25 protein-coding genes and 2 pseudogenes are annotated in these 21,666 nt (G+C 43.4%); 11 read left to right on the forward strand and 16 right to left on the reverse strand.

What is annotated here, in order from left to right; genetic code table 11:
• Positions 1-357: 357 nt before the first annotated feature.
• Genes O9324_RS10490 through O9324_RS10500 form a run of 3 tightly spaced genes read left to right on the forward strand, consistent with a single transcriptional unit; the run spans position 358 to position 1,452 of the window.
• Positions 358-558, forward strand: a complete 201-nt coding sequence (locus O9324_RS10490) for a ribonuclease toxin HepT-like protein (RefSeq protein ID WP_288140151.1) — start codon at positions 358-360, stop codon at positions 556-558.
• A gap of 44 nt (positions 559-602) precedes the next feature.
• Entirely contained in the window at positions 603-974 is a 372-nt protein-coding gene (locus tag O9324_RS10495; protein WP_002767900.1) for a nucleotidyltransferase family protein, read from the forward strand.
• Positions 952-1,452 carry a ribonuclease toxin HepT-like protein gene (locus tag O9324_RS10500; protein WP_004159482.1) on the forward strand — a complete coding sequence of 167 codons (501 nt, stop codon included), beginning with the start codon at positions 952-954 and terminating at the stop codon, positions 1,450-1,452. The genes O9324_RS10495 and O9324_RS10500 overlap by 23 nt, the downstream gene beginning before the upstream one ends.
• 173 nt (positions 1,453-1,625) lie before the next feature.
• Here O9324_RS10500 and plsY read toward each other — a convergent pair whose 3' ends face one another.
• The 3 genes from plsY to O9324_RS10515 form a co-directional block, all read right to left on the reverse strand.
• Positions 1,626-2,282, reverse strand: coding sequence for a glycerol-3-phosphate 1-O-acyltransferase PlsY (gene plsY, locus O9324_RS10505; RefSeq protein WP_502846579.1), 657 nt, complete (start codon positions 2,280-2,282; stop codon positions 1,626-1,628).
• 68 nt (positions 2,283-2,350) lie between these two features.
• Entirely contained in the window at positions 2,351-3,040 is a 690-nt protein-coding gene (gene fabG, locus O9324_RS10510; protein ID WP_288140152.1) for a 3-oxoacyl-ACP reductase FabG, read from the reverse strand.
• An 84-nt stretch (positions 3,041-3,124) separates the two neighbouring features.
• Positions 3,125-4,150 (reverse strand): daunorubicin resistance protein DrrA family ABC transporter ATP-binding protein, encoded by a 1,026-nt coding sequence (locus O9324_RS10515; RefSeq protein WP_002736431.1) that lies wholly within the window; start codon positions 4,148-4,150, stop codon positions 3,125-3,127.
• A gap of 310 nt (positions 4,151-4,460) precedes the next feature.
• On the opposite strand from O9324_RS10515, the gene O9324_RS10520 reads away from it, so the two are divergent.
• Both O9324_RS10520 and lpxD read left to right on the forward strand, forming a co-directional pair.
• The gene (locus tag O9324_RS10520; protein WP_287629182.1) at positions 4,461-5,345 is read left to right on the forward strand and encodes an all3515 family Zur-repressed PEP-CTERM protein; all 885 of its coding nucleotides are present in this window, start codon (positions 4,461-4,463) and stop codon (positions 5,343-5,345) included.
• A gap of 191 nt (positions 5,346-5,536) precedes the next feature.
• Positions 5,537-6,568 carry a UDP-3-O-(3-hydroxymyristoyl)glucosamine N-acyltransferase gene (lpxD, locus tag O9324_RS10525; protein WP_287629183.1) on the forward strand — a complete coding sequence of 344 codons (1,032 nt, stop codon included), beginning with the start codon at positions 5,537-5,539 and terminating at the stop codon, positions 6,566-6,568.
• Positions 6,569-6,613: 45 nt separating this feature from the next.
• Here the strand turns inward: lpxD and O9324_RS10530 are convergent, their stop codons facing one another.
• On the reverse strand, positions 6,614-6,838 hold the full coding sequence (locus O9324_RS10530) for a hypothetical protein (protein ID WP_288140153.1): 225 nt from the start codon (positions 6,836-6,838) through the stop codon (positions 6,614-6,616).
• On the opposite strand from O9324_RS10530, the gene ggt reads away from it, so the two are divergent.
• Complete coding sequence (ggt, locus tag O9324_RS10535; protein ID WP_288140154.1) at positions 6,828-8,372, forward strand: gamma-glutamyltransferase; 1,545 nt, start codon at positions 6,828-6,830, stop codon at positions 8,370-8,372. The genes O9324_RS10530 and ggt overlap by 11 nt on opposite strands.
• On the opposite strand, the pseudogene O9324_RS10540 reads toward ggt, so the two are convergent.
• Positions 8,373-8,540: pseudogene (locus O9324_RS10540) on the reverse strand (helix-turn-helix domain-containing transcriptional regulator); the annotation flags it as partial.
• A 201-nt stretch (positions 8,541-8,741) separates the two neighbouring features.
• Here O9324_RS10540 and O9324_RS10545 point away from each other — a divergent pair.
• On the forward strand, positions 8,742-10,277 hold the full coding sequence (locus O9324_RS10545; RefSeq protein WP_288140155.1) for a TolC family protein: 1,536 nt from the start codon (positions 8,742-8,744) through the stop codon (positions 10,275-10,277).
• A gap of 185 nt (positions 10,278-10,462) precedes the next feature.
• Here the strand turns inward: O9324_RS10545 and O9324_RS10550 are convergent, their stop codons facing one another.
• Positions 10,463-10,855, reverse strand: a complete 393-nt coding sequence (locus O9324_RS10550; protein WP_288140156.1) for a hypothetical protein — start codon at positions 10,853-10,855, stop codon at positions 10,463-10,465.
• A 184-nt stretch (positions 10,856-11,039) separates the two neighbouring features.
• Here O9324_RS10550 and O9324_RS10555 point away from each other — a divergent pair, with 184 nt between their 5' ends.
• Positions 11,040-12,698: an IS1634 family transposase gene (locus O9324_RS10555; RefSeq protein ID WP_288140157.1), complete on the forward strand. Its 1,659-nt coding sequence runs from the start codon at positions 11,040-11,042 to the stop codon at positions 12,696-12,698.
• Positions 12,699-13,506: 808 nt separating this feature from the next.
• On the opposite strand, the gene O9324_RS10560 is transcribed toward O9324_RS10555, so the two are convergent.
• The gene (locus tag O9324_RS10560; RefSeq protein WP_002765175.1) at positions 13,507-14,055 is read right to left on the reverse strand and encodes an RDD family protein; all 549 of its coding nucleotides are present in this window, start codon (positions 14,053-14,055) and stop codon (positions 13,507-13,509) included.
• 414 nt (positions 14,056-14,469) lie between these two features.
• Here O9324_RS10560 and O9324_RS10565 point away from each other — a divergent pair, with 414 nt between their 5' ends.
• The gene (locus tag O9324_RS10565; protein ID WP_193960306.1) at positions 14,470-14,829 is read left to right on the forward strand and encodes a DUF6464 family protein; all 360 of its coding nucleotides are present in this window, start codon (positions 14,470-14,472) and stop codon (positions 14,827-14,829) included.
• A gap of 184 nt (positions 14,830-15,013) precedes the next feature.
• Positions 15,014-16,171 (forward strand): 8-amino-7-oxononanoate synthase, encoded by a 1,158-nt coding sequence (gene bioF, locus O9324_RS10570; RefSeq protein ID WP_288140158.1) that lies wholly within the window; start codon positions 15,014-15,016, stop codon positions 16,169-16,171.
• A 32-nt stretch (positions 16,172-16,203) separates the two neighbouring features.
• Here the strand turns inward: bioF and O9324_RS10575 are convergent, their stop codons facing one another.
• The 7 genes and pseudogenes from O9324_RS10575 to O9324_RS10605 form a co-directional block, all read right to left on the reverse strand.
• Entirely contained in the window at positions 16,204-16,431 is a 228-nt protein-coding gene (locus O9324_RS10575) for a hypothetical protein (RefSeq protein WP_016516502.1), read from the reverse strand.
• Between the two features lie 3 nt (positions 16,432-16,434).
• Positions 16,435-16,908, reverse strand: coding sequence for a type II toxin-antitoxin system VapC family toxin (locus tag O9324_RS10580; protein WP_002765170.1), 474 nt, complete (start codon positions 16,906-16,908; stop codon positions 16,435-16,437).
• Between the two features lie 274 nt (positions 16,909-17,182).
• Complete coding sequence (locus O9324_RS10585; RefSeq protein ID WP_288140159.1) at positions 17,183-17,830, reverse strand: peptidoglycan-binding domain-containing protein; 648 nt, start codon at positions 17,828-17,830, stop codon at positions 17,183-17,185.
• A 70-nt stretch (positions 17,831-17,900) separates the two neighbouring features.
• Complete coding sequence (locus tag O9324_RS10590) at positions 17,901-18,047, reverse strand: hypothetical protein (protein ID WP_288140160.1); 147 nt, start codon at positions 18,045-18,047, stop codon at positions 17,901-17,903.
• A gap of 266 nt (positions 18,048-18,313) precedes the next feature.
• Positions 18,314-18,469: pseudogene (locus O9324_RS10595) on the reverse strand (DUF5615 family PIN-like protein); the annotation flags it as partial.
• 306 nt (positions 18,470-18,775) lie between these two features.
• On the reverse strand, positions 18,776-19,144 hold the full coding sequence (locus O9324_RS10600; protein ID WP_288140161.1) for a clan AA aspartic protease: 369 nt from the start codon (positions 19,142-19,144) through the stop codon (positions 18,776-18,778).
• The gene (locus tag O9324_RS10605; protein ID WP_002752924.1) at positions 19,141-19,416 is read right to left on the reverse strand and encodes a hypothetical protein; all 276 of its coding nucleotides are present in this window, start codon (positions 19,414-19,416) and stop codon (positions 19,141-19,143) included. The genes O9324_RS10600 and O9324_RS10605 overlap by 4 nt, the downstream gene beginning before the upstream one ends.
• Before the next feature lie 120 nt (positions 19,417-19,536).
• Here O9324_RS10605 and O9324_RS10610 point away from each other — a divergent pair, with 120 nt between their 5' ends.
• Positions 19,537-20,100, forward strand: a complete 564-nt coding sequence (locus O9324_RS10610) for a hypothetical protein (protein ID WP_288140162.1) — start codon at positions 19,537-19,539, stop codon at positions 20,098-20,100.
• Positions 20,101-20,573: 473 nt separating this feature from the next.
• Here the strand turns inward: O9324_RS10610 and O9324_RS10615 are convergent, their stop codons facing one another.
• Positions 20,574-21,059, reverse strand: a complete 486-nt coding sequence (locus O9324_RS10615) for a PIN domain-containing protein (protein ID WP_193961461.1) — start codon at positions 21,057-21,059, stop codon at positions 20,574-20,576.
• Positions 21,056-21,301, reverse strand: coding sequence for a UPF0175 family protein (locus tag O9324_RS10620; RefSeq protein WP_002770883.1), 246 nt, complete (start codon positions 21,299-21,301; stop codon positions 21,056-21,058). Before O9324_RS10620 ends, O9324_RS10615 begins: the two co-directional genes overlap by 4 nt.
• Positions 21,302-21,666 lie beyond the last annotated feature (365 nt).

Below are 21,666 nucleotides of genomic sequence, written 5' to 3' on the forward strand. Positions count from 1 at the left end.
ATTTTTGCCTCAAACCCTATCGGCGTAAGAACTTCAGGATTTTGTGTCCAGTAGTTCATTAGTATTTCATTGCTTGAACTCAGGCTCTGTAAGACTTTTAGCCATAGCTAGTATGTTTATACGGGGGAAGTCCAGATATAAATGCTCAATTACAGCTAATCAAAGCGATCGATGGTAAAGTTGCTGTTAGAGCCGAAGGTGTTAATCCCGATGATGTCATTCGCCTAGAAAGCATTGCCTATCAAATCCATAATTTATACAGTGCCACTGAGGATTTACTTAAAATAGTGGCGGCCTGTTTTGAAAATCATATTGCCGATACCCAGCAATGGCATACAGCCTTATTAAACAGACAGAATGACTGTCCCTATCCCCGGAATTCGTCCTGCTTTTATTTCTTCAGAAACCGCCGCTTTGTTAAATAGTTTGCGAGGATTTCGGCAGTTTTTTCCTCATGCCTACGGCACAAATATTGATTATGAACAATTGAAAATTAATTTAGACAGGGCAAGAAAAATCTACAGAAAATTAGAGAAAGATATTCAAATTTTCTTTTAACAATGGGCAGAAAGTCAAGCTAAATACTCGCTATTATAATTATTATGTCGGTCAATAATCCCTATCTTGAATACTGGCAAAAACGCCAAAAAGAACAGCAGGAATATAATCAAAAATTAGCTCAAGAGGCAAGGAAAAATCTTCCGCCAGTTATTGATTATCTAAAAAAAAATTTCCCAATTACAAAAATTATCCTGTTTGGTTCTCTAGTTAAAGGTAAATTTCAGGAAACTTCTGATATTGATCTAGCAGTGGCTGGCATACCCCCAGAAAGTTTTTTTCAAGCTTTAGGAAAAGTTAATTTAATTAGCGCTCGCTGGATTGATTTAAAGCCTATAGAAGACTTAGAACCTCATTTTCTTAAAAGAGTTTTGCAAACAGGAGAATGTCTTTATGCGTCCGATGAGTGCCAGTGAATTACAAGAAATCGCCCTTGATATTGCCACTGAAGTTAATAGATTAAATCGGCTAGAAAGCCAAATGCGTTTAGTTCAAGCGGAAATGCTAACCAACCCGGCACTAGCCCATATTTGTGCCGAAAGTTTAGCCCTAAAACTCCATAACTTCTATACAGGATGTGAACGAATTTTTCAAATTATCGCTTCTGAGTTAAATGGTGGCTTACCATCTAGTTATGACTGGCATAGAAGGCTATTAAATCGTATGAGCAAACCTCAAGATTATCGTCCTGCTGTATTACGAGAAGATACCGTGCATAAACTTAATGAATACCTAAGCTTTCGGCACGTTGTTCGCAATATCTACGGTTTTGAATTGGAAAAACAAAAACTAGAAAATCTGGTTAATAACTATTATAATACATGGCTACAAGTCCAAGAAGATATTAATAGTTTTATCCTTTGGTTAAAAACCACAGCAGACAGTCTTAATTAAACCTCAAAGACAAGATTGCTTGTTGAGATGGGGCAAGAGGCAACACCCCCCCAACCCCCCCGACGTCGGGGGGAGATTTAGCTAATCTAAGGATAGGCGGTTAAAATGCGTCTTAGCCTATTCATGAGCCGTCAACTTCATTTCACAGTGGTTATTCTGACTTGAGAAAGTTATTAACTTACTTCCGATGATTGCTGTACTTTCTGACCTATTTTCGGTTCCGTCCCTGCCAACAATCTTTTAATATTACCCTGATGACGAACAATCACATAGATTCCCCCCATCAAACTAAATAAAATATAGGGGAGAGGTTGACCTAAAATAACCATTAAAATATTCACCACCAGCGCCCCGATAATCGAACCTAAAGAAACAATCCGGAAAAGTGCCAGAATAACTAAAAAACTCGCCAAAGTTCCGCAAGCCACTAGGGGATTCATCACCAATAAAACCCCTAAACTGGTGGCGACGGATTTACCCCCGCTAAAATTCAAGAAAATCGATTTACTATGACCGATGATTGCCCCCAATGCTGCCCCGATAATTAACCAATAATACCAACTTTCTGGGAGAGGATTGACATCAATAAAATATAGCCCGCGTACCAGGGCCACCGCCACCATTCCCTTTAACATATCAATTAATAACACCGTCGCCCCGGCAGTTTTTCCCAGAGTTCTCAACACATTGGTAGCCCCAGTGGAACCGGAACCATAGTCACGAATATCGATACCTTTGCTGTATTTACCGATTAAATAACCCGTGGGAATCGAACCGAACAGATAGGATAAAAGTAAGATACCAAGACTGATAAGAATCGGAATAAGCATAAATTAAACCCAATTTTTAGCAAGAGCGAGCGCCGTTATCAGTGTATCAGCCCGAAGACAAAAACCACTCACAGGGAACCATAGACGGGAATTGCCGCCCCGCGCAAGTCTTTCGCCCCTTCCCCCGCCAGAAAACAGATCACCTCGGCTAGAGATTGGGGACTTACCCAGTCCTTTGCCTCTCCCATCGCTTCCCGGTTGCCCGGAGTGTCGATAATGCTGGGCAAAACCACGTTAGCGGTAATATTAGTCTGTTTGGTTTCTTCTGCGATCGCTTGGGTTAAAGCCACTACCGCCGCTTTCGAGGCACAATAGGCGGCCAAATTTGCCCCCGGTTGTACGGCACCACGAGAACCGATAGTGACGATACGACCATAATTATGAAGTTTCATCGAGCGTAAACAGTGTTTACACAGTAAAAAAGTGCTATGGAGGTTTAAATCGAACATTTTTAGCCAATCTTCATAGCTAAACTCCTCCGTCGCCCCCATGGTAAAACCCCCGACTAGATGAATTAAGACATCGACCCGACCGAGATCATCAATTAATCTAGCCACGGCAGTTTCTTGGGTTAAATCCACCCTGACAAAGCGAATACGCTCAAATTCCGCCGCACTCAGCCGAGATTTCAGACGACCTACCTCCCTTTCCTCCCGATAGGTCATGGTTAGATGACCGCCATGGTGTAAAACCGCCGGAGTGACTCCTAAACCCAGTCCTCCCGTACCGCCGGTCAGCAATACCCGTTTATCTTTCATAATGATTGATATATAATCGATCGCTCCATTGAGATAGATGATTTAACCGGGCAATTGGGCAATATTACAGCCTTTCTCGCCGGACTAGGATTCCTTCATCGCTTGTTTTTTCTCCGCCTTGAGGTCGCGACTGCTGGCGGCGGCAATTTCCGCATCCATCAGGGTGCGTCCGGTGGCCGCCAGATAGACATCATCGAGACTAGGACGGGATTGGGCCATGCTAAACACGGGTAATCCTGATTCGGCTAGGGTTTGTTCAATTTTGCTTAAAGGATTGCTATTGGCCGTGACGATAAGATTCAGGGAGTTACCCTGGGCGGTATTAACGATTACTTCCTCGACAAAAGGCAGACGGGATAATAATTCTTTCGCTTGGAAAGCTTCTTCCTCTGGGGAAAATTCCCGCACTTTTAGGGTAATGCGATCGCCGCCCAGTTGCTCCTTCAGTTGTGAGGGGGTACCGCGAGCGATGACGATACCATTGTCGATAATTGCCAAGTTATCGGCCAAAGCGTCGATTTCTTCGAGATAATGGCTGGTAATTAATACACTGGTTCCAGCTGCCCGCAATTGTCGCAGAAAATCCCAGACAATCAAACGACTTTCGATATCGAGTCCCACAGTCGGTTCATCCAGCACCAAAACCTCCGGCTGATGAAGTAATCCCGCCGCTAAATCCAGCCGTTTTTTGATGCCGCCGGAATAGGTCCCCGTTTTTTTATCGGCGTATTCCTCTAATCCTAAAAGATTTATTAATTCTTTGATGCGCTCTCTTGACTTTTGAGCGGGAATGTGATATAGAGCCGCTTGTAGTTGCAACAGTTCCCGGCCCGTGAGCATTTTATCGAGGGCGACTTCTTGGGCAACGTAACCCAGGCGTTTACGGGCGGATTTGGGGTTATTCAGGGCATCGACACCCCCCACCTCGATTTTGCCGCCATCGGGTTTAGCAAGGGTGCAAAGACAGCGAATCGTGGTGGTTTTCCCCGCACCATTGGGACCTAGTAAACCGAAGATTTCTGCCGCTGCCACGGTAAAGGAGATATCTTTAACCGCTGCTGTCTGACCGTAGGATTTTTTTAAGTTTTTGATCGCCACCGCAAGGGTCATAAGCTGATTTCCGCCCACTTGAGCGAGACAATTTTTTTGTTAACTTTCTCGGTCTATTTTAACCCAGATTCCCCACTGCAAAACCTAACACAGCCTTGTTGATCTTTTCCGATCAAGATAAACTTTGACGGGATTTGGCCTCATCCCCAGAGAACCTGCTGCTGTTCCACCGTTGCCTGTTGGCACGGGCAAGTTATTCCGACAGTATTGTTCACGTTAACTTAAATTAACTTTATTGGCAAAAGTGAATCGGAACAAGGGTTTTTTGTTAAAGTGATAATGATTATCATTCTAATTAACGAGAGAAATCATGGTTCTACAGGTCTCTAGGGTAGGATTAGTTTGTGCTGGGAAGAAAATCCGCGAAAAAAGCCCTACATCTCCATTTATCGCCGTTAGCTTCATTTTATCGCTTTCTTTTGCCCTGGTAACGGTGGCTAAAGCTGAAGAGCCTGCCATTGGTCAGAGTTTGCCCGAATTTTATATCGGGGTGGATAATCAAATCACCTTAACTCGGGGCATCTATGAGGGATTAGCCAATCCTAACTATAACCGGTTAACTCTTCTGGTTGCTCACCGAGAGGGAAACCCTCATTTTCACGGTATCGGCACTTACAGTTATTCTGGATCGTCTAGTAATCCGGTAGTTAATCCCACTAACAGCAATAATCGCATTCCTGAGACTTCTACAGGATTGCCTCCTCTCTCCTTAATTGCAGGAAAAGGAATTTTTCAGAATAGTTTTGTTAGTGCTGCCACTGGGGAGGAATATAGCAATCTACTGATGCAATCAGTGGCAACTATTAATAATTCCTCTGACTTGGCAGAACAAGCTCTTTTTAACAGTTCTGGGGGACGGTGGAATCGGTCGTTAGGTAATGCCAACCTATCCTTACAACTGTTAGAGATTAGTGATGGATTAACAGTAGCTAACTCTTTAGGAGAGACAATTTTAGCTAATGCTGGAGATATCTATGCGATCGGTACTGGTGATAACTTCTCCTTTTTACCGAAGTTTCTTGCCTCTCGACTGGGAAAATATTCAGCCAGTTTTAAGCTGGTAGATCTTAGTCTTTCTTGGGGAGAGTCAGGAATTTTCAACCTAGATTTTCAAACAGTTCCCGAACCATCAACTTTGATCGCCTTAATACTGTTCGGGTCAATTTTATTAACTCGATCGAGGAATAAAAACTAAACTAAATCAGTTTTGGAGAGAGCCAACTTATCTCCAAAACCGCTCTAGATCGAGATCGGCTTTGTTGAAATGGAAAACAGGGATTATTCCCTAAAAAACTGGCAACTTTTTTGACTATAATAACGACAAGATTATCAGTATAGTTTTAAACTATCCTAGGATAAGCCCTATCTCGATCGCAATATATATTTATGAAATTTAGTGAAATTGCCCAAAAATTAAGCCCTTTAGTCTCTGCTCACAGTTTAACTGCCTATCCCGACAGAAATCCCGAAATTAAAGCCATAACTCCCATCGAAACCGCCCTAGTCGATACGATTAGCTATATCGAAGGGGGAAAATTTGCTGCCTTTGTCGCCAAAACTGAGGCTACTGCCCTAATTCTGCCCCTGGATGCCAATTTACAACAACAGGCCGACGAACGCGGCATCCCTTGGTTAGCTAGTGCCAATCCCCGACTTTTATTCGCCCACGCCATCAAATTATTCTATCAACCCTTTCAGCCCCAACCCTACATTCACGCCACCGCCGTGGTGCATCCATCGGCTAAAATCGGCCATAAAGTCGCCATCGGAGCCCATGCTGTGGTGGAAGCGAATGTCACCCTCGGTGATGGGGTGTGCATTCATCCTAACGCCGTTATTTACCCCGGGGTGCATATTGGTGATCGCACAATTCTCCACGCTAACTGTACTATCCATGAACGGGTAGAAATCGGCAATGATTGCGTTATCCACAGTGGCGCTGTTATTGGTGCCGAGGGCTTCGGTTTTGTGCCGGTTCCCGAAGGCTGGTTTAAGATGGAACAATCGGGTATCGTGGTCTTAGAAGATGGCGTAGAAATTGGCTGTAATAGTGCCGTGGATCGTCCGGCAGTGGGAGAAACCCGCATCGGTAGCCAGACTAAGATCGATAATCTCGTCCATATTGCCCATAATTGCCAAATTGGCCAAGCTTGCGCCCTAGCAGGACAGGTGGGCATGGCAGGAGGCGTAAAATTGGGCAATCGCGTTATTTTAGCAGGACAGGTGGGCATTGCCAATCAAGCCGTGATCGGGGATGGTGCGATCGCAACAGCCCAAACTGGCATTCACAACGATATCGGAGCAGGAGAAGTGGTTTCTGGCTCTCCCGCTATGCCGCATAAGTTATTTCTCAAGGTAGCAGCTGCTTACAAGCGTTTACCCGAAATCTATCAAGCGGTTAAGCAATTAAAAAAATAGCCCTATTCAGGAGTCAGTAGTCAGGAGTCAGGAGATTATTTTTATTTATTCTCCCTTCTCCCCACTTCCCCACTTCCCCACTTCCCCACTTCCCCACTTCCCCACTTCCCCACTTCCCCACTTCCCCACTTCCCCACTTCCCCACTGATAACTGATAACTGATAACTGATAACTGATAACTGATAACTGATAACTGATAACTGATAACTGATAACTGATAACTGATAACTGATAACTGATAACTGATAACTGAATCAAAGTGACTCGCAAAAGCAAGGGCGCTATTGGCGCAGGACATCCAAAAACTGCCGAAGCTGGACAATTAATCTTAGAAATGGGCGGAAATGCCTTCGATGGGATAGTTGGCTCGATTTTAGCGGCTTTCGTGGTCGAATTCACCCTCGCTTCGGCGGGGGGCGGCGGTTTTTTACTAGCACATACCAAAGAAAAAGTCAATACCCTTTTTGATTTTTTTTGTCAAACTCCAAAATATAAAAAACCCTTGACAAATATCGACTTTTACCCAGTGGCGATCAATTTTGGTGGTGCTAGTCAAGATTTTCACATTGGCCGAGGTGCGATCGCTACGACCGGGGCGTTACGGGGATTGGAAACAGTGCAGAAAAAACTGGGAAAACTGCCCTTTGCCGTGGTAGCGGAGCCAGCGATCGAATATGCTCGACAAGGCTACATTTTGAGCCAATATAACGGCTTTTGCCTGGGTTTACTATCTTCGATCCTGCTCAAAGATAGAGAGGGTTTAAAAGTCTATGCTCCCCAAGGAAAACTCCTCCAAGCTGGCGATCGCTGTGTGATGAGGGATTTTGCCAACACCTTAGAGGAATTAAGCAAAAAAGGCGTAAAAGACTTTTATGAGGGAGAAATCGCCCACCAAATTGCCAAGGATATGCAGGAGGGCGGTTATCTTACCCTAGAGGATTTAAGTCATTACCAAGTCCTTGAGAGAAAACCCCTAAAAACCCAATATCGCGGGTACGAAATACTGACCAATCCGCCTCCTAGTTCTGGAGGAATTCTCCTGGCTTTTGCCCTAAAATTACTAGAAACAGTCAATTTATCGGCTTTAGAGCCTCTAGGAGCCAAACATCTGCAAATTTTAACGGAAGTGATGGCCTTAACCAATCAAGCTCGGGCCCAAGGCTACGATAATTTTATCCATCAGGAGGGAATCGAAGATAAGTTCCTCTCACCAGAATTTTTAGGCAAATATCCCAATAAATGGGGCAGTACCACCCATATTAGCGTTATCGATGGGGAAGGTAATGCCGCCAGTGCCACCTTTTCCAACGGCGAAGGATCAGCTTATACCGTGCCGGGGACGGGAATTATGCTCAATAATATGATCGGAGAAGCGGACTTAAATCCCTTTGGTTTTCACAATTGGCCCGTTGATCGTCGTTTATCCTCAATGATGTCGCCGACGATGATTTTAGAGGAAGGAAAGCCGCGATTTGTTCTCGGTTCTGGGGGTTCCAATCGCATTCGCACCGCTATTTTACAGGTTATTAGCAATTTAATCGATTTTCGGCAATCTTTAGTCGATGCGATCAGTGCCTCGCGCATACATTGGGAAAATCAACAATTAGAAATTGAACCCCTAGAAGATCGGGAAAATCTGCTCAAAAATCTGGTTTTACCCGCAAATACTCAAGTATCCCTATGGCAAGAACAAAATATGTTTTTTGGGGGTGTGCATGGCGTGGCAGTGAATGATTGGGGGGAGTTAACCGCTACGGGCGATCCGCGTCGGGAGGGAGTAGGCTTAGTGATGGGGGATTTTTAGGTAAAGACTCTCCCGTCCCAAACCCGTCTCACGAGTAATATCGCCTAATGCTGCCACTACTAAGCTAGGATCGCCCTCTTCGAGGGCAGCTTCCAGATAAGCAGCGATATCTTCTTTTGTTTTCAAATGATCTGCTGCATCCCAAGGATAAGTCTGAATTGTAGCCATAGAGAACCTCCTATCAGTATTGGGCTAAATCTAATGCCGTTTTGATGTCTCGTTCCAAATCAATCGAATCTGATTGTAGCCGGTGCTTAAAAGACGGTGGCTTTCATGCTCCCGTGTTACTATCGGTAATTAGTAATCGGCCAACATAGTGGTGTGAGCTTGTTTACTTCTTATCGTTTACTGTTTACTTTTGAGATACTCATGTTGCTCTTGCGTTATGGTATTACCGTGAGTGCGGTGCTTGGGTTGATTTTCTTGGCTGAATCCTCGGTTAAGGCACAAACTCAGTCCGCTGCCGATTTATTGAAGAAACCCCGACCTACTGCCAATCCAGTTTCTCAATTGCCTGGTCCATCGGCGGCACCGGCAACCACGGAAGCGGATCCCAAAGCCCCTAATTATCTTAATCCTAGTGGCAATCCCCTAATTTTTCCCACCAAACCGGATGAGGTGAATATTAGGGTAGTACAACCGCTCACCTTAAATCAAGCGATCGAATTAGCTTTAAAAAATAATCAGACCTTACAGACAGCCCGGGTCGATTTAGAAATCGCTCGCGCCCAATTAAAGGAACAACAGGCGGCCTTATTACCCACAGCCTCGGCGGAAACCAGTATCACTCAAGCTCAATCGGCAGTTGCCCAAAGACGGAATGAGTTGGCTCGTCAACAGGGAATCCCAGCCACTACATCCGAAGATAGTACCAACCTTCAGGGTAGTGTTCAGATTGTCTATGGGGTTTATACAGGGGGTGAACGGACAGCCCAGATCAAAAGGGCCGAAAAAGTGATCCGGCAACGGGAATTAGAGGTGGAACGAGTCTCGGAACAAACTCGTTTTGATGCCACCGATGCCTATTATGAATTGCAGAGGGGTGATGCTCAGGTAGCGATCTCCCAAGCTGCGATCGAAGATGCTAGTCAAAGTTTACGCGATGCACAATTATTGGAGCAAGCGGGACTAGGAACCCGATTTGCTGTCCTACAGGCGGAAGTTGACCTCGCTAACGCTAACCAAGACTTAACCCGGGCGATTTCTACCCAGCGTATTTCCCGACGGCGACTGGCACAGATATTGAGTGTCGGTCAGCACATCGAGTTAACCGCTGCCGATGAGATTCGCGAGGCGGGAACTTGGGGCTTAAGTCTTAATGATAGTATCGTTTTGGCCTACAAAAATCGCGCGGAATTAGAACAACAACTCTTACAACGGGAAATTAGCGAACAGGATCGCTCGATCGCTATTTCGGCGGTGATTCCCCAAGTGGACCTTCTGGGCGAGTATAATGTCCTCAACGATCTCAGTGATTCTGCTGGTTTTGGCGATGGTTTTAGCGTTGGCGGCCGGATTCGCTGGACTTTCTTTGATGGTGGTCGTGCTTTTGCTCAGGCCCGTCAAGCGGAAAGAAATATTGATCGCGCCGATACGGAATTCTCCCTCCGTCGCAATGAAATTCGCCTTCAGGTGGAGGAATACTACTATAATTTGATTTCTAACCAAGAAAACATCAAAACTTCGCAAAAAAGCATTGAATCAGCCACGGAAAGTCTGCGATTAGCCCGTTTACGCTTCCAGGCCGGTGTGGGAACCCAAACGGACGTGATCAACTCCCAGCGGGATTTAACCGATGCCAGAAGTAGTTATCTACAGGCGATCGTTGATTACAATAAATCCTTGAATAGTCTCCAGCGAGCGATTAGTAATTTACCGGATAATCGTTTGTTTGAAGTGCGTTAATTGTGCGATTTATTGATGTGTGGTGTGGGGGGAGATGGCTAAATCTCCCCTATTTTAACGGGTTTCGATGATTCTAATCTGTTGTTCCCGCAATTGCTGCAGGGTGGGAGTTTCCTGTAGTTTTTGCACCTAACGATAGGAATTACTGCGAAACAAAGCTGATCATAAATTGGACGGCTTTTTTCCTAGGCCGCTTGCAGAACATAGAAGGTATAACCATAGAAGTTGCTGAATTTCTCAAAAAGTTTCATCTCTTCTTCAGTTTCACGAATAACCGATGAGCTACTTGGGCTGATTTCCAGCTGCCCGATTCGCTCACGGAGAGGTTGATAATAATTTAGCCACCAAACCTGACTGGGCAGCCTCTGGGTAGAAAGTACCTTAAAACCAGACCTATTAGCCCGAACGATATTCTCAAACTCATTACCCATTGTATGATAGGCGTTTTGCCAATAGGCCACAGCCGGCTCTGGTAGCTCATTGGTAAACCAACTCATCTCCGAGATGACGGCAATCCCGTTGTTAGAAACAAGCGGTCGCCAGATTTTAAGCCCACATTCCGCACCCTCAACTGTCACAGATCAAAAAAGCCATTAAAGTAGTACATAATAACTAAAATTAATTCAAAGGTTAAAAGGGTTAATGAGAATATATAGCATTAAAAGGGGTATGGAGCGAGAAAGAGAAAATTCAAGAGAAAAAAATAATTGTTCAGAAAACAAGAAATAATTGATTACAATAGAAGTAGTGGAGGAATCTGTTGTGAAATTAAAACCTCAAGAAATAGAAATTCAGAACATAGACCATCTAGGGATAGTAGCAGGAATCATAGATTCAATCGGAATAGTAGAAATAATAAATGAATTAATAGGAATCGAAAAAGACGAAAAAGTAAATGCAGGTCAAGTAGTAAAAGCCATGATAATAAACGGGTTAGGATTTGTCTCCAAACCGTTATATATGTTTCCCGAATATTTTGAAACAATCGCCTGTGAACATCTAATAGGAGCAGGAGTAAAACCAGAATATCTCAACGACGATAAATTGGGGAGAGTCATGGATAAACTATTTATAAAAGGATTAGATACAATCTTTTTTATCATCGCAGTAAAAGCCGCCCAAAAATTTGGAGTATCACTATCAACATCACATCTAGACTCATCATCAATGCACGTACAGGGGCAGTATAACACTAGCTTACCAGAAGTAATATTTGAGAATCAAAAAATAGGAAATAACCAAGAATTAGAAGAAATAGCAGTAAAATCACCAAAAGAAATAACCATCACTTATGGTTATTCTCGTGACCATCGGCCGGACTTAAAACAGTTCATCATAGAAATGATATGTTCAGGAGATGGAGACATCCCAATATTTTTGAAACTAGCATCAGGAAACCAAGCAGACTCATCATGTTTTGGTCAAATAGCAGTAGAATATCACAAACAATTAGAAGTTAATAGTCTCATGGTTGCTGACTCAGCATTATATACAGAATCAAACCTGAAAATGATGTCAGATTTACAGTGGTTATGTCGAGTACCATTAAGCATAAAAACAGCAAAATCATTAATATCAACAATCCCAGAATCAGAATTTATTGATAGTACAATACCAGGATATAAATTAGGATCAAAAACCGAAAATTATCCAGGAATAGAACAAAGATGGTTAGTAGTACAAAGTCAAGAAAGAAGAGAATCAGACCTGCGTAAACTCACCCAAAAAATTACCAAAGCCGAATCAAAAGCGGTTCTTGATTTGAAAAAGTTATCACAAGAGAGATTTGCTTGTGAAGCAGATGCTATCAAGGCATTATCAAAATTATCAACCCAGTTCAAATATCACCAAATTAACGAAAGTAAGGTGACTCCAGCCAAATCTAATAAAAAAGATTCTCTCAATGAAATATCCTACCAAATATCAGCTACAGTCTGCCAGGATGAAAGTAAAATTAATACAGAATTGCTGAGTGCAGGACGTTTTATTATTGCTACGAATGTTTTAGATTCACAGGAACTTAGTGATGATTCTATGCTCAGGGAATATAAAGCTCAACAATCATGTGAACGGGGGTTTGGTTTTCTCAAAGACCCATTATTTTTTGCCGATAGTATTTTCCTTAAAAGTCCTGAGAGAATAGAGTCTATGGGAATGATTATGGGTTTATGTCTCTTGGTTTATACATTGGCTCAACGTCAAATTAGAAATGCTCTCTTGGAGTCTAAATCAACAATTAAAAATCAATTAGGTAAAGCAACTAATTCCCCTACTTTACGCTGGATTTTTCAATGCTTTCATTGTATTCATTTGATTACACTCAATCAGGAGGAACATATTTCTAATTGGAATAAGGACAGAGATTTTATCTTGCGTCTTTTACCAGATGATTGTTTACGTTACTATCAATTAGCCACCTAATTATTATCTCTATCAATTTAATTTCTATGAGTGAACATGAGCTAATATCTTTGATTTATAGCTCCATTTTACTATGTCTATAATTTAGTTTTTTACTTTAATTGATTAGTCTAAATTATGATTTATCTCTTGGATTTCTTCTTTTATTTATCTGTTGACTCCTCTAGGTGGTGTTAATTCTTATTGCTCCTTATTGAGAATAGGTTTTGATGCCATTTTTGGTGCTTTACTGTTTCTCAAATGCCTTTTTTCGCTCCTTATGTTTATTTTTATGCTAACTTTGATTTTTTCTCTCCGTAATTTCTCTCTGTGACAGCTTAGGGTGCGGAATGTGGGCTTTAATTATGGGCTTTTCGATGCCAACGCTGATCCGATTTCCTAAATTCCCACTGTAATGCGATCTCATCAGGAGTCTTAATCTTTCCTGACTAAGCTAAGACGCATTTAAACCGCTTATTCTTAGATTAGCCGAACCTCCCCCCCTTGCCCCCCGACCCCCACCCCCCCTGCCCCCCCGACATCGGGGGGGTGTTGCCTTTTGCCTCTTGCCTCGTCTCAACAAGCAATTTAAATTACGAACAGCTTATTACCAAGTCAGGGAGACAAAATCAAGGGTTTTCCCGTTACAGGAAAACCCACATATAGCACTTTTCACGTTACTGAGGTATCGACAAGTTTTGCCAACAAAGGGCTTAAGCCCCTTGCCCATACCTCATTCTGATGAAAACTGCTATAATACTGCTCACTTAAAACTCAAAACTCAAAACTGATCACTGATAACTGATAACTGATAACTGATCACTGATATTTATCTTCTCATTCTGCCCTTAACTTGATACCAAAGCCTTCTTAAACGTAGATCGAGAGAAAAACCTCGACGGGTGGGAATAACAATCGTGCCACCGATGCGATCGTGGAAAGCGCGGTTAAATTGCTCATCGCCGATCGCCATACCACAATCGGCGAAAAGGGGCGAAGATAATAAAATCAAGCTTAAAGGATTGCCAAAAAAAGTATTTAACCCTACCATCATTAAAGCTGCCCCGCCACCAGCGATCGCCTCTCGTTTGCTTAACTCCAAAATTCCGGGTAAACGCTGAAGTCGTAGATCGATGATCTTCATATCCAAGGCCCAACGTCCTAAACTCTGACCCCGATTCTGTGCGACTAATAACACCCGCAAACACCACCAGATCAGGAGAAAAAGGAAAAATTGCAGTACAGGCGAACTGTTGGCAAAGGAGCTTAAAAACCAGATCGAGGCAAAGTCGATCAGGAAAGCATAGGCGCGACGATCTAAGGGAATTTTCGGAAATTTTTGCGGTAGATTATCTTCAGGCGGGATCGGGTAAACCATAAAAGACCTCTTGTAAAAATCAAAAATTGTTGTTAGGGTTAGGAGTCAGTAGCCAGTAGTCAGGAGTCAGGAGAATTAAGAATGAATAATAATCAGTTAAATAGTCTATTTACAGACTTTATGCCATTTAATCCTTATTTTTGCCGTTTTTGAACCCTGAAAAATTAATTATGCAAGAGATTTAAAGTAAATTCTCGGAAAAATCCTGCTGTTTATCTTCCACTTTAATCGGGAAATTGGCAATTCTAGGATAGTTGTCTCTTGTCTTTTTTCTCCCCCTGTCTCGGAGTCTTCCGTCTCGGAGTCTGCTCACCTAACGGCAGATTTTTGATTTTTGCAGGAGATATAATTATTAATCGACTCGGAGATCTAAGCTACCATTGAGCAAAGGTAGCCCAGAATACAGGGATAATCATGGAGCAAGATTCATTACTAACGGAGGTTATTCTGACCCATCCGCGGCAAAGTTTGGGAGAGATCCAATTGGATTGGATGCCACAACCGGGTAATTATTTGGCCTTAAAAGGACAAACCTACGCAGTTTTGGAACGTCACCACCAGTATCAATACAAGATTGGTGGCTATTGTTTACGCAAAATTTCCCTTTATGTACAAACTGCTCCCACTCCTAACGAAAAAAGTTTGATTGAAGGACGTTGGGTGATGGGGGATGCTAGTTGTCGTTTTAACGCCAGATCTGAACTGTTGCGCTGTGCGATTAACCCCCCCGGTCCCTGTCAAGATTGTCGTTTTTACGAAACTATTAACCCTTAAAAGAGCCTTTTTTCGGCAACAATCTGGCTATTTTCCCCGATATATACCGATAGCTAACCGCTATAAGTAGTCGGACATAAATTCTGTCGTCTGTCTTAAGAAATGTAATTCTGGCAATTCTTGCTGACGACCGACTCCCACGGTTAACTTTACTTTTGTCCGACCACTTAGTGAGCAATCGCCTATGAATCATCCTTACTCTTGGATCGAGGATAGCTTAAAAACCCTCCATCGGGCCAATTGGTATCGAAGGGTTAAAACCATTCAAGGCCGGGGCGGAGCCGTTATAGAATTAGAGGGTCGATCGCTGATTAATTTTGCCAGTAATGATTATCTGGGATTAGCAGCCGATGAAAGAATGATCGCAGCAGCCATAGCAGCGACACAAAGCTATGGAACTGGAAGCACCGGCTCGCGTCTATTAAGTGGACACCGAGATATTCATCGAGATTTAGAATTAGCGATCGCATCCTTTAAAAATAGCGAAGACGCGATTGTTTTTAGTTCGGGATATTTAGCCAATTTGGGGACAATTACCTGTTTAGTGGCGCAGAAAGACCTGATTTTAGGCGATCAATACAATCACTCTAGCCTCAAAAATGGAGCCAAGTTAAGCGGTGCCACGGTGAAAGAATACCGGCACAATAGTCTCGAAGACTTAGAAAATCAGTTATTAGCCCACCGTCATCACTATCGTCATTGTTTACTGCTCACTGATACAGTGTTTAGTATGGATGGGGATATCTGTCCCCTAGCGGGAATTCTCGCTCTAGCCGAGATTTATAATTGTATGGTTTTGGTGGATGAGGCCCACGCTACCGGAGTTATGGGGGAAAATGGCACAGGTTGCGTGGAATATTGTGGTTGTCAGGGACGGGAATTAATTCAGATGGGAACCCTGAGTAAAGCTTTAGGCAGTTTAGGGGGATATGTGACTGGAAACGCCAAAATTATCGATTTTATCCGCAATCGCGCCGCCACCTGGATTTATACTACCGGTTTATCCCCCGCCGACACCGCCGCCGCTAAAATGGCTTTAGAGATTATTCGTCTGGAACCGGAACGTCGCCAACGCCTACACCAAAATATTAATTTTGTCAAGAGTAACTTAAATAATTTTAATATATTACCTTCGGAAGCGGCGATTTTATGTTTGCCGGTAGGCAATCCGGGTCAAGCCCTAGAATTATCGCAAAAACTGCTAGAAAAAGGGATTTTTGCCCCCGCCATTCGTCCTCCTACCGTTCCCACCAGTCGTCTGCGATTTACTGCCATGGCCACCCATAGCCTCGCCCATCTAGAGATTCTTGTCCAGTCTATTGGCGAATCTTTCCCCTCATAGGGAAAAAGTTTTTCGTGGGAAGTGGGGAACAACTAAGTTGAGCGGCGGTTAGCATCCTTGATCCCATCATCAAGCTCTCTAGCCTGGCCGCTCCAACGACTTGTTAGACTGGGCTTTCGCAATAAGTTTACGACTTCTCTGCCGCTTGCTGCTTCCTTTTTGCGTAGGTCTGCAAAGATTGCATCCAAGTCATAGTTGAAGGACTTGGCATACTCTTCACGGATTCGGTGGATCTCCTCGACAATTTCATCTGTCCACATGACTTAATCTCCCATTAGTTCGTTGGGTGTGCAAAGGATAGGCAATACATAGCCACAACCAAGGGTAATCTCAGCTAACTTACCCTGTATTTGAGCATTAGCAATATGCTTACAGTTCCACGTTAACAGATAATCCATGCCGTGGACAGTTGCGGCGGCAATGTGGATCGCGTCAACTTTCGCTTTTGGAGGCAGATTACTGCGGGTTAAGAATTGTTTAGCCAAATCTTGTGCAGCGTCATTCAATGCTAACAAGGGAAAATCACGCAAAATATCCAGCCTTGGGGAGGCGATCGCTGTATCCCCTTTAGCTACTTCCTCTAGGACAGCCTCCGAAGTGTACAGAATAAAGTCGTTTCGACGAAATTCCCACCATTCCCGTGTTATTTCAATATTGGCAGCAATAATCAGGTTTTTGGTCGATCTGGCTGTCAGATAACCAATAACACTGGTTTCAATATAGACGGTTTCGCTCACGGCAATCTAGAAAATCTATCCCACGTCTATCCTACTGCATTTAATCTTGGTTTTGAGGGAGTTGGGTAACAGCCGTCAACCCAAGCTACAAGAGCAGCGATCTGCTACGCAGTGCCTTCGGCATCGCACTTAAACCCACAGCTGCAATCAATGTGCATGGTGCGTTCCCCCAAAAATTGATCGCTGGAGCAGTAGGAGCCACATTAGGGAACGCACCCTACAAGATTGCGATCTGCTACGCAGTGCCTTCGGCATCACACTGCACCAATTTAATTTAACGGCGCAAAAGTTCAGCAATTTTAGTGAGTGTCACTGAACCAGCTATGCCATCAGGTATTCCTAACCCATTTTCAAGTTGAAATTTTTCGACCGCTTGTGCTAACTCAGGATTGAATGCTTGATCTATATTCCCATGATAATAACCAAGCTGATTTAACATCTCTTTAAGTTGCGTTATTCCAACACCTTCATTTTTGAGATGGGTGTGAGTGAGGGATTCTTGTGTTGCTAATTTCTCTTGAGGACTCATTTTTGCAAGTATGTTAACAGTCCAAGAATCATAATTCTGCTGCCGAATATCACGGGCTTGTTGCGAGAGTATTGCTTCATTTTGTTGAACCCGCTCCAGCGTTTGCAATAGTTTGTTATCCATTTTCTCTACTTTTGCGTCAATTTTCTGAATTTTCTCTTTAACCTCATTCATAGCAATCTCGATACCACCGCTGCCGACCTTTATAGTCTTGACGTAAACCGCTATTTCTTCAAGATATGGAATTATGGCTGATATAAGTGCAGAATAAAACCAGTATATAGCTTGAGTTTTAATAGCAGTGTCAGATGAGACAAATAAACTATGGCAACAGACTACTAGAGCAAAGATAGCGAATGAAATACTAATAGTCGAAATGTTTGCGCGTCGCATGATTAATTATTCTCCCAAAAACTAAACTTGCTTAATTATGCACCCTTTTATATTTTCAAATAAACTAATCTTAATCTGAAATTTCGGGAATGACAATTTGTTCTCCGCGTTGTAAGAGAGCTTTTAGCCATAGTTGACAATCAAGAGTAATACCTGTGGCTTTTGGATTAGTGACCATTCCCAGTGGTCCAGAATCTAGCAAAATCAGACGGATCATGGAAATAAGAGGCGATCAGATAACCGATCTTCGTCAAGAGCAGTTTTCAGAAAATCCCAGGCTTGCTGATGCTCCGAGGCATCTTCAGTGTCATGTAGCCACGAATCTAGAAGGTCGATCGCCGCTTGATTTTTCTGGGCTTGTTCAGCATCAATTACAATCGAACTGTTTAGTTAGTACATAGACCAAAAACAAGCTGTGACTGGGTTATAATTTTTGGAGATGTCTAATGTAAAGGCGATCGCACTGGACAGTAGTACGAGATTTCACAATCTTTCTGGCTCTAGTTCTCCAAAATCTTGATCAAATGTATCAAATGTCAAGAGAATACGATTTTTTGCCTGGGCGCGACTTAAAACTTCCCGGTCCGAGATTCCGGGGGATTCCACCCTAATCCACAGGACATCATGGCCATTTTGTACTAGGGCTTCAACTGCCTAAGTACAGGACAAAAAGCTTGAAAAGTAGGCAGGAGTAAGGTTTGATGAGAAATAGCACTAATCTCGAAAACCCTATAAACCAGTATAGCGCCCTAAATCAATCCCTCCAACCCCATCTAGGGGTGTTACCCAGTGCCTTCGGTATCGCACTTAAACCCACAGCTGCAATGAATGTGCATGGTGCGTTCCCCAAAAATCGATCGCTGGAGCAGTAGGAGCCACATTAGGGAACGCACCCTACGGCTGCGTTGTTAGACCGCGCCTCACCGAATCTCTTCTAGCACTGGCTCATAAGGCTTCAATCTTGACCTTACCGCCCTCAATGTTATCGACCTGCAACCGATATCTGTAAAGCAGCGCCATTCCTAGTAGAGGCTCTGTTTCTGATTCTGCAATATCAATCTCTTGGTACTGCCCATCCCATATCACAGTCCCAGTGTACAGATCAAAATAAGTTTCACTGCCATCACCCAGCGTGACAAAATCAGAACCACTCCAAGGTAAATTTAATGTAGCGATGATTGTAGAGGGCAAAGATAAAAATCCATCGAACCCGGTATCAATCACCGCGTCAACCGCTTGCAGTTGCCGATTTGAGTTTCCGACTACAATCGTTAGCGTGGCTTCACGCCGCAAATTTACAACACCTTCCATCATGGATTTTTCTTCAAACTCCGTGCCCCGAAATGATAAACAGCGCGATGTCCGATACGAATGATCCAAGGTTGGGCATCGGGGTGACGTTCAAAGAGCCGATTAGTTGCAGGCACAACGTTTTCATCGACTTCAAACTCTCCAGTTTCAATGTCGATCGCTACAATCTTACCTTCATTACCGGCTTCGACTTGCTGCCGAATGCCAGATTCGTAGAGTTTTTGCCCTCGCTCGGCTAACTCATCTTTGGGATAACGCCGTTGACGAACTGCCATCTGGTTGACCTCAACTCAGTATTTTGCCTTAATTATACTCTGATTTATTCTAACGAAGTGCTCCCGCTCTACTACTGATGAGCCGCCTCATTGGAAGCCCCCCAGTGGTGCACTTCAAATTTGAATCGGCGCTTCAATAAATGTGCATGGTGCGTTCCCCAAAAATTGATCGCTGGAGCAGTAGGAGCCACATTAGGGAACGCACCCTACAAGATCGGCGATCACTTTAACCCACAGCTGCAATCAATGTGCATGGTGCGTTCCCCAAAAATCGATCGCTGGAGCAGTAGGAGTCACATGAGGGAACGCACCCTACAAGATCGGCGTGCTGCTACGCAGTGCCTTCGGCATCGCACTTTAACCCACAGCTTTAATAAATGTGCATGGTGCGTTCCCCAAAAATCGATCGCTGGAGCAGTAGGAGCCATATTAGGGAACGCACCCTACAAGATCGGCGATCACACTATTCGGAAGCTTGTCGGCATAACTACTAATTATACGGAAACTTTCCGTATAACACCCCTGAAAGTAACGATATTTGGAAACTTCCAGCATATCACTCCATTTAGACGCAATCACCAGAACTTTCCCCTATATCACGCCCAAAAGCCTGTTAGCCAGATTAGCTTACTGCAAACAGCCTCCTTTAAGGAGACTTTTCACAGAAGCTTTCTAGAAATCTAGCAAAGATTCTTGTATCTGGCTGCACTTTGTTACAAAATTTCACTATTATTTCGGGTAAGGTATCGTAAATCCCTTGATAGATTCAATCGGGACTCACTTCTGGGAAAACCGCTATAGATCCCCTGCAAAAATCAAAAATCTGACCTTAGGTGAGGAGAATCCGAGACAGGAGGAGAAAAAAGACAGGAAAATTTAGTACAAAAGCTCTACTCTCCCTGCTCTGGCGCTCCCTAGCTTACCAGAGGTCGATTATTCACTAAATGGTATCAAAAAAATCGGGTCTAAAACCTCGTCTTTACTCGTTTTATTGTAACGGGATTTGGTATCACAGCTGCAATCAATGTGCATGGTGCGTTCCCCAAAAAATCGATCGGTGGAGCAGTAGGAGCCACATTAGGGAACGCACCCTACAAAATCTACGCAGTGCCTTCGGCATCGCACTTTGTAAAATGGGTTGAAATATTGCAATAGAATCATTCTCCCGCAATGGTCAAAACTTTTCTGTAGAGTGTTTCGCTAATTCGGAATTCTGCTTTTAAGATTAGCTGATCAATAATCGGTTTAATATTCATAATCAATTCTTTTTGCTTGGCTTCGAGTAAAACGCCCAATATTCCAGTAATATTTAGCCCAAGAGATTGTGCGACTTTGCGTCCTTTTCTTTCATCCAAAATTAATATATCTGCGCCTAATTCTAGCGCTAAAATAATCCCTTCTGATTCTCCTCGGTCTAATTTATTGAGTAGTTGATTAACTTGGTTTTGCTGGGTGACGGGCCGTGTTTCTATCCAAGATAAGGTCATGATTTCAATCGTGCCAGGTACAGCGTAGCCTAAACTCGCCATTTCGTCATAAACGGCTTGAGGAATGATAATTGTTCCATAGAGTTGATGCAAAAGGGTTAACTGGTTAACGGCGGCTAGGTTGGTAATGGGTGAGGTGTCACTCACGACGATCATAGTCTGCCTAGTTTTTGTAAGGTTTGGATATCTTCTTCTAATTCTTCAAGGTCATAATGGACACAAATCTCTCTTAGATTAAGTTCGTGTTGAAATTGGAGGAGGTTCATGCCTGCAAGATGACGGGCTTTGCCGATGCTGATTTTGTCTTGTTTAAAGAGCATGATGGCGATTTCTAGTTTTAGCTCGTCTTCGGAGAGTCCTGATGCGGTCAGTATGTCATTAGGAATAACTACGCTCATAATTTTTAGGGGTTGGCGATTGTCAAATCAGCGATGGTTTTATGATAGCTCGCTTGTGTCTAGTGCCTTGAGGGAGGTTGATGATTTCTCCAATCTCCATTAAAAAGAAGCAAATATCAAATAATCCTCTTTTAAATAGCAAAAAATAGACCCTTGCGGTTCAAGGGGTGACAGAGGGGCTACAAGCTAGATAGAGCGGGGGGTCTAGCCAAACGACCCCCTAAAGAAATAGAGTGGTTAGGACAACCACTCAAAATTTTAAAATGTTACCTTCATTCTATCAGGCTTGTTTACAGGCGAACCTTAGCGAGGCGAGCTATTTGACCTTACAGATCCTAATCCTGCTCTTACAAAGTCATCGGATA

The organism is Microcystis sp. LE19-84.1B (assembly GCF_027531875.1).
Lineage (GTDB): Bacteria > Cyanobacteriota > Cyanobacteriia > Cyanobacteriales > Microcystaceae > Microcystis > Microcystis panniformis.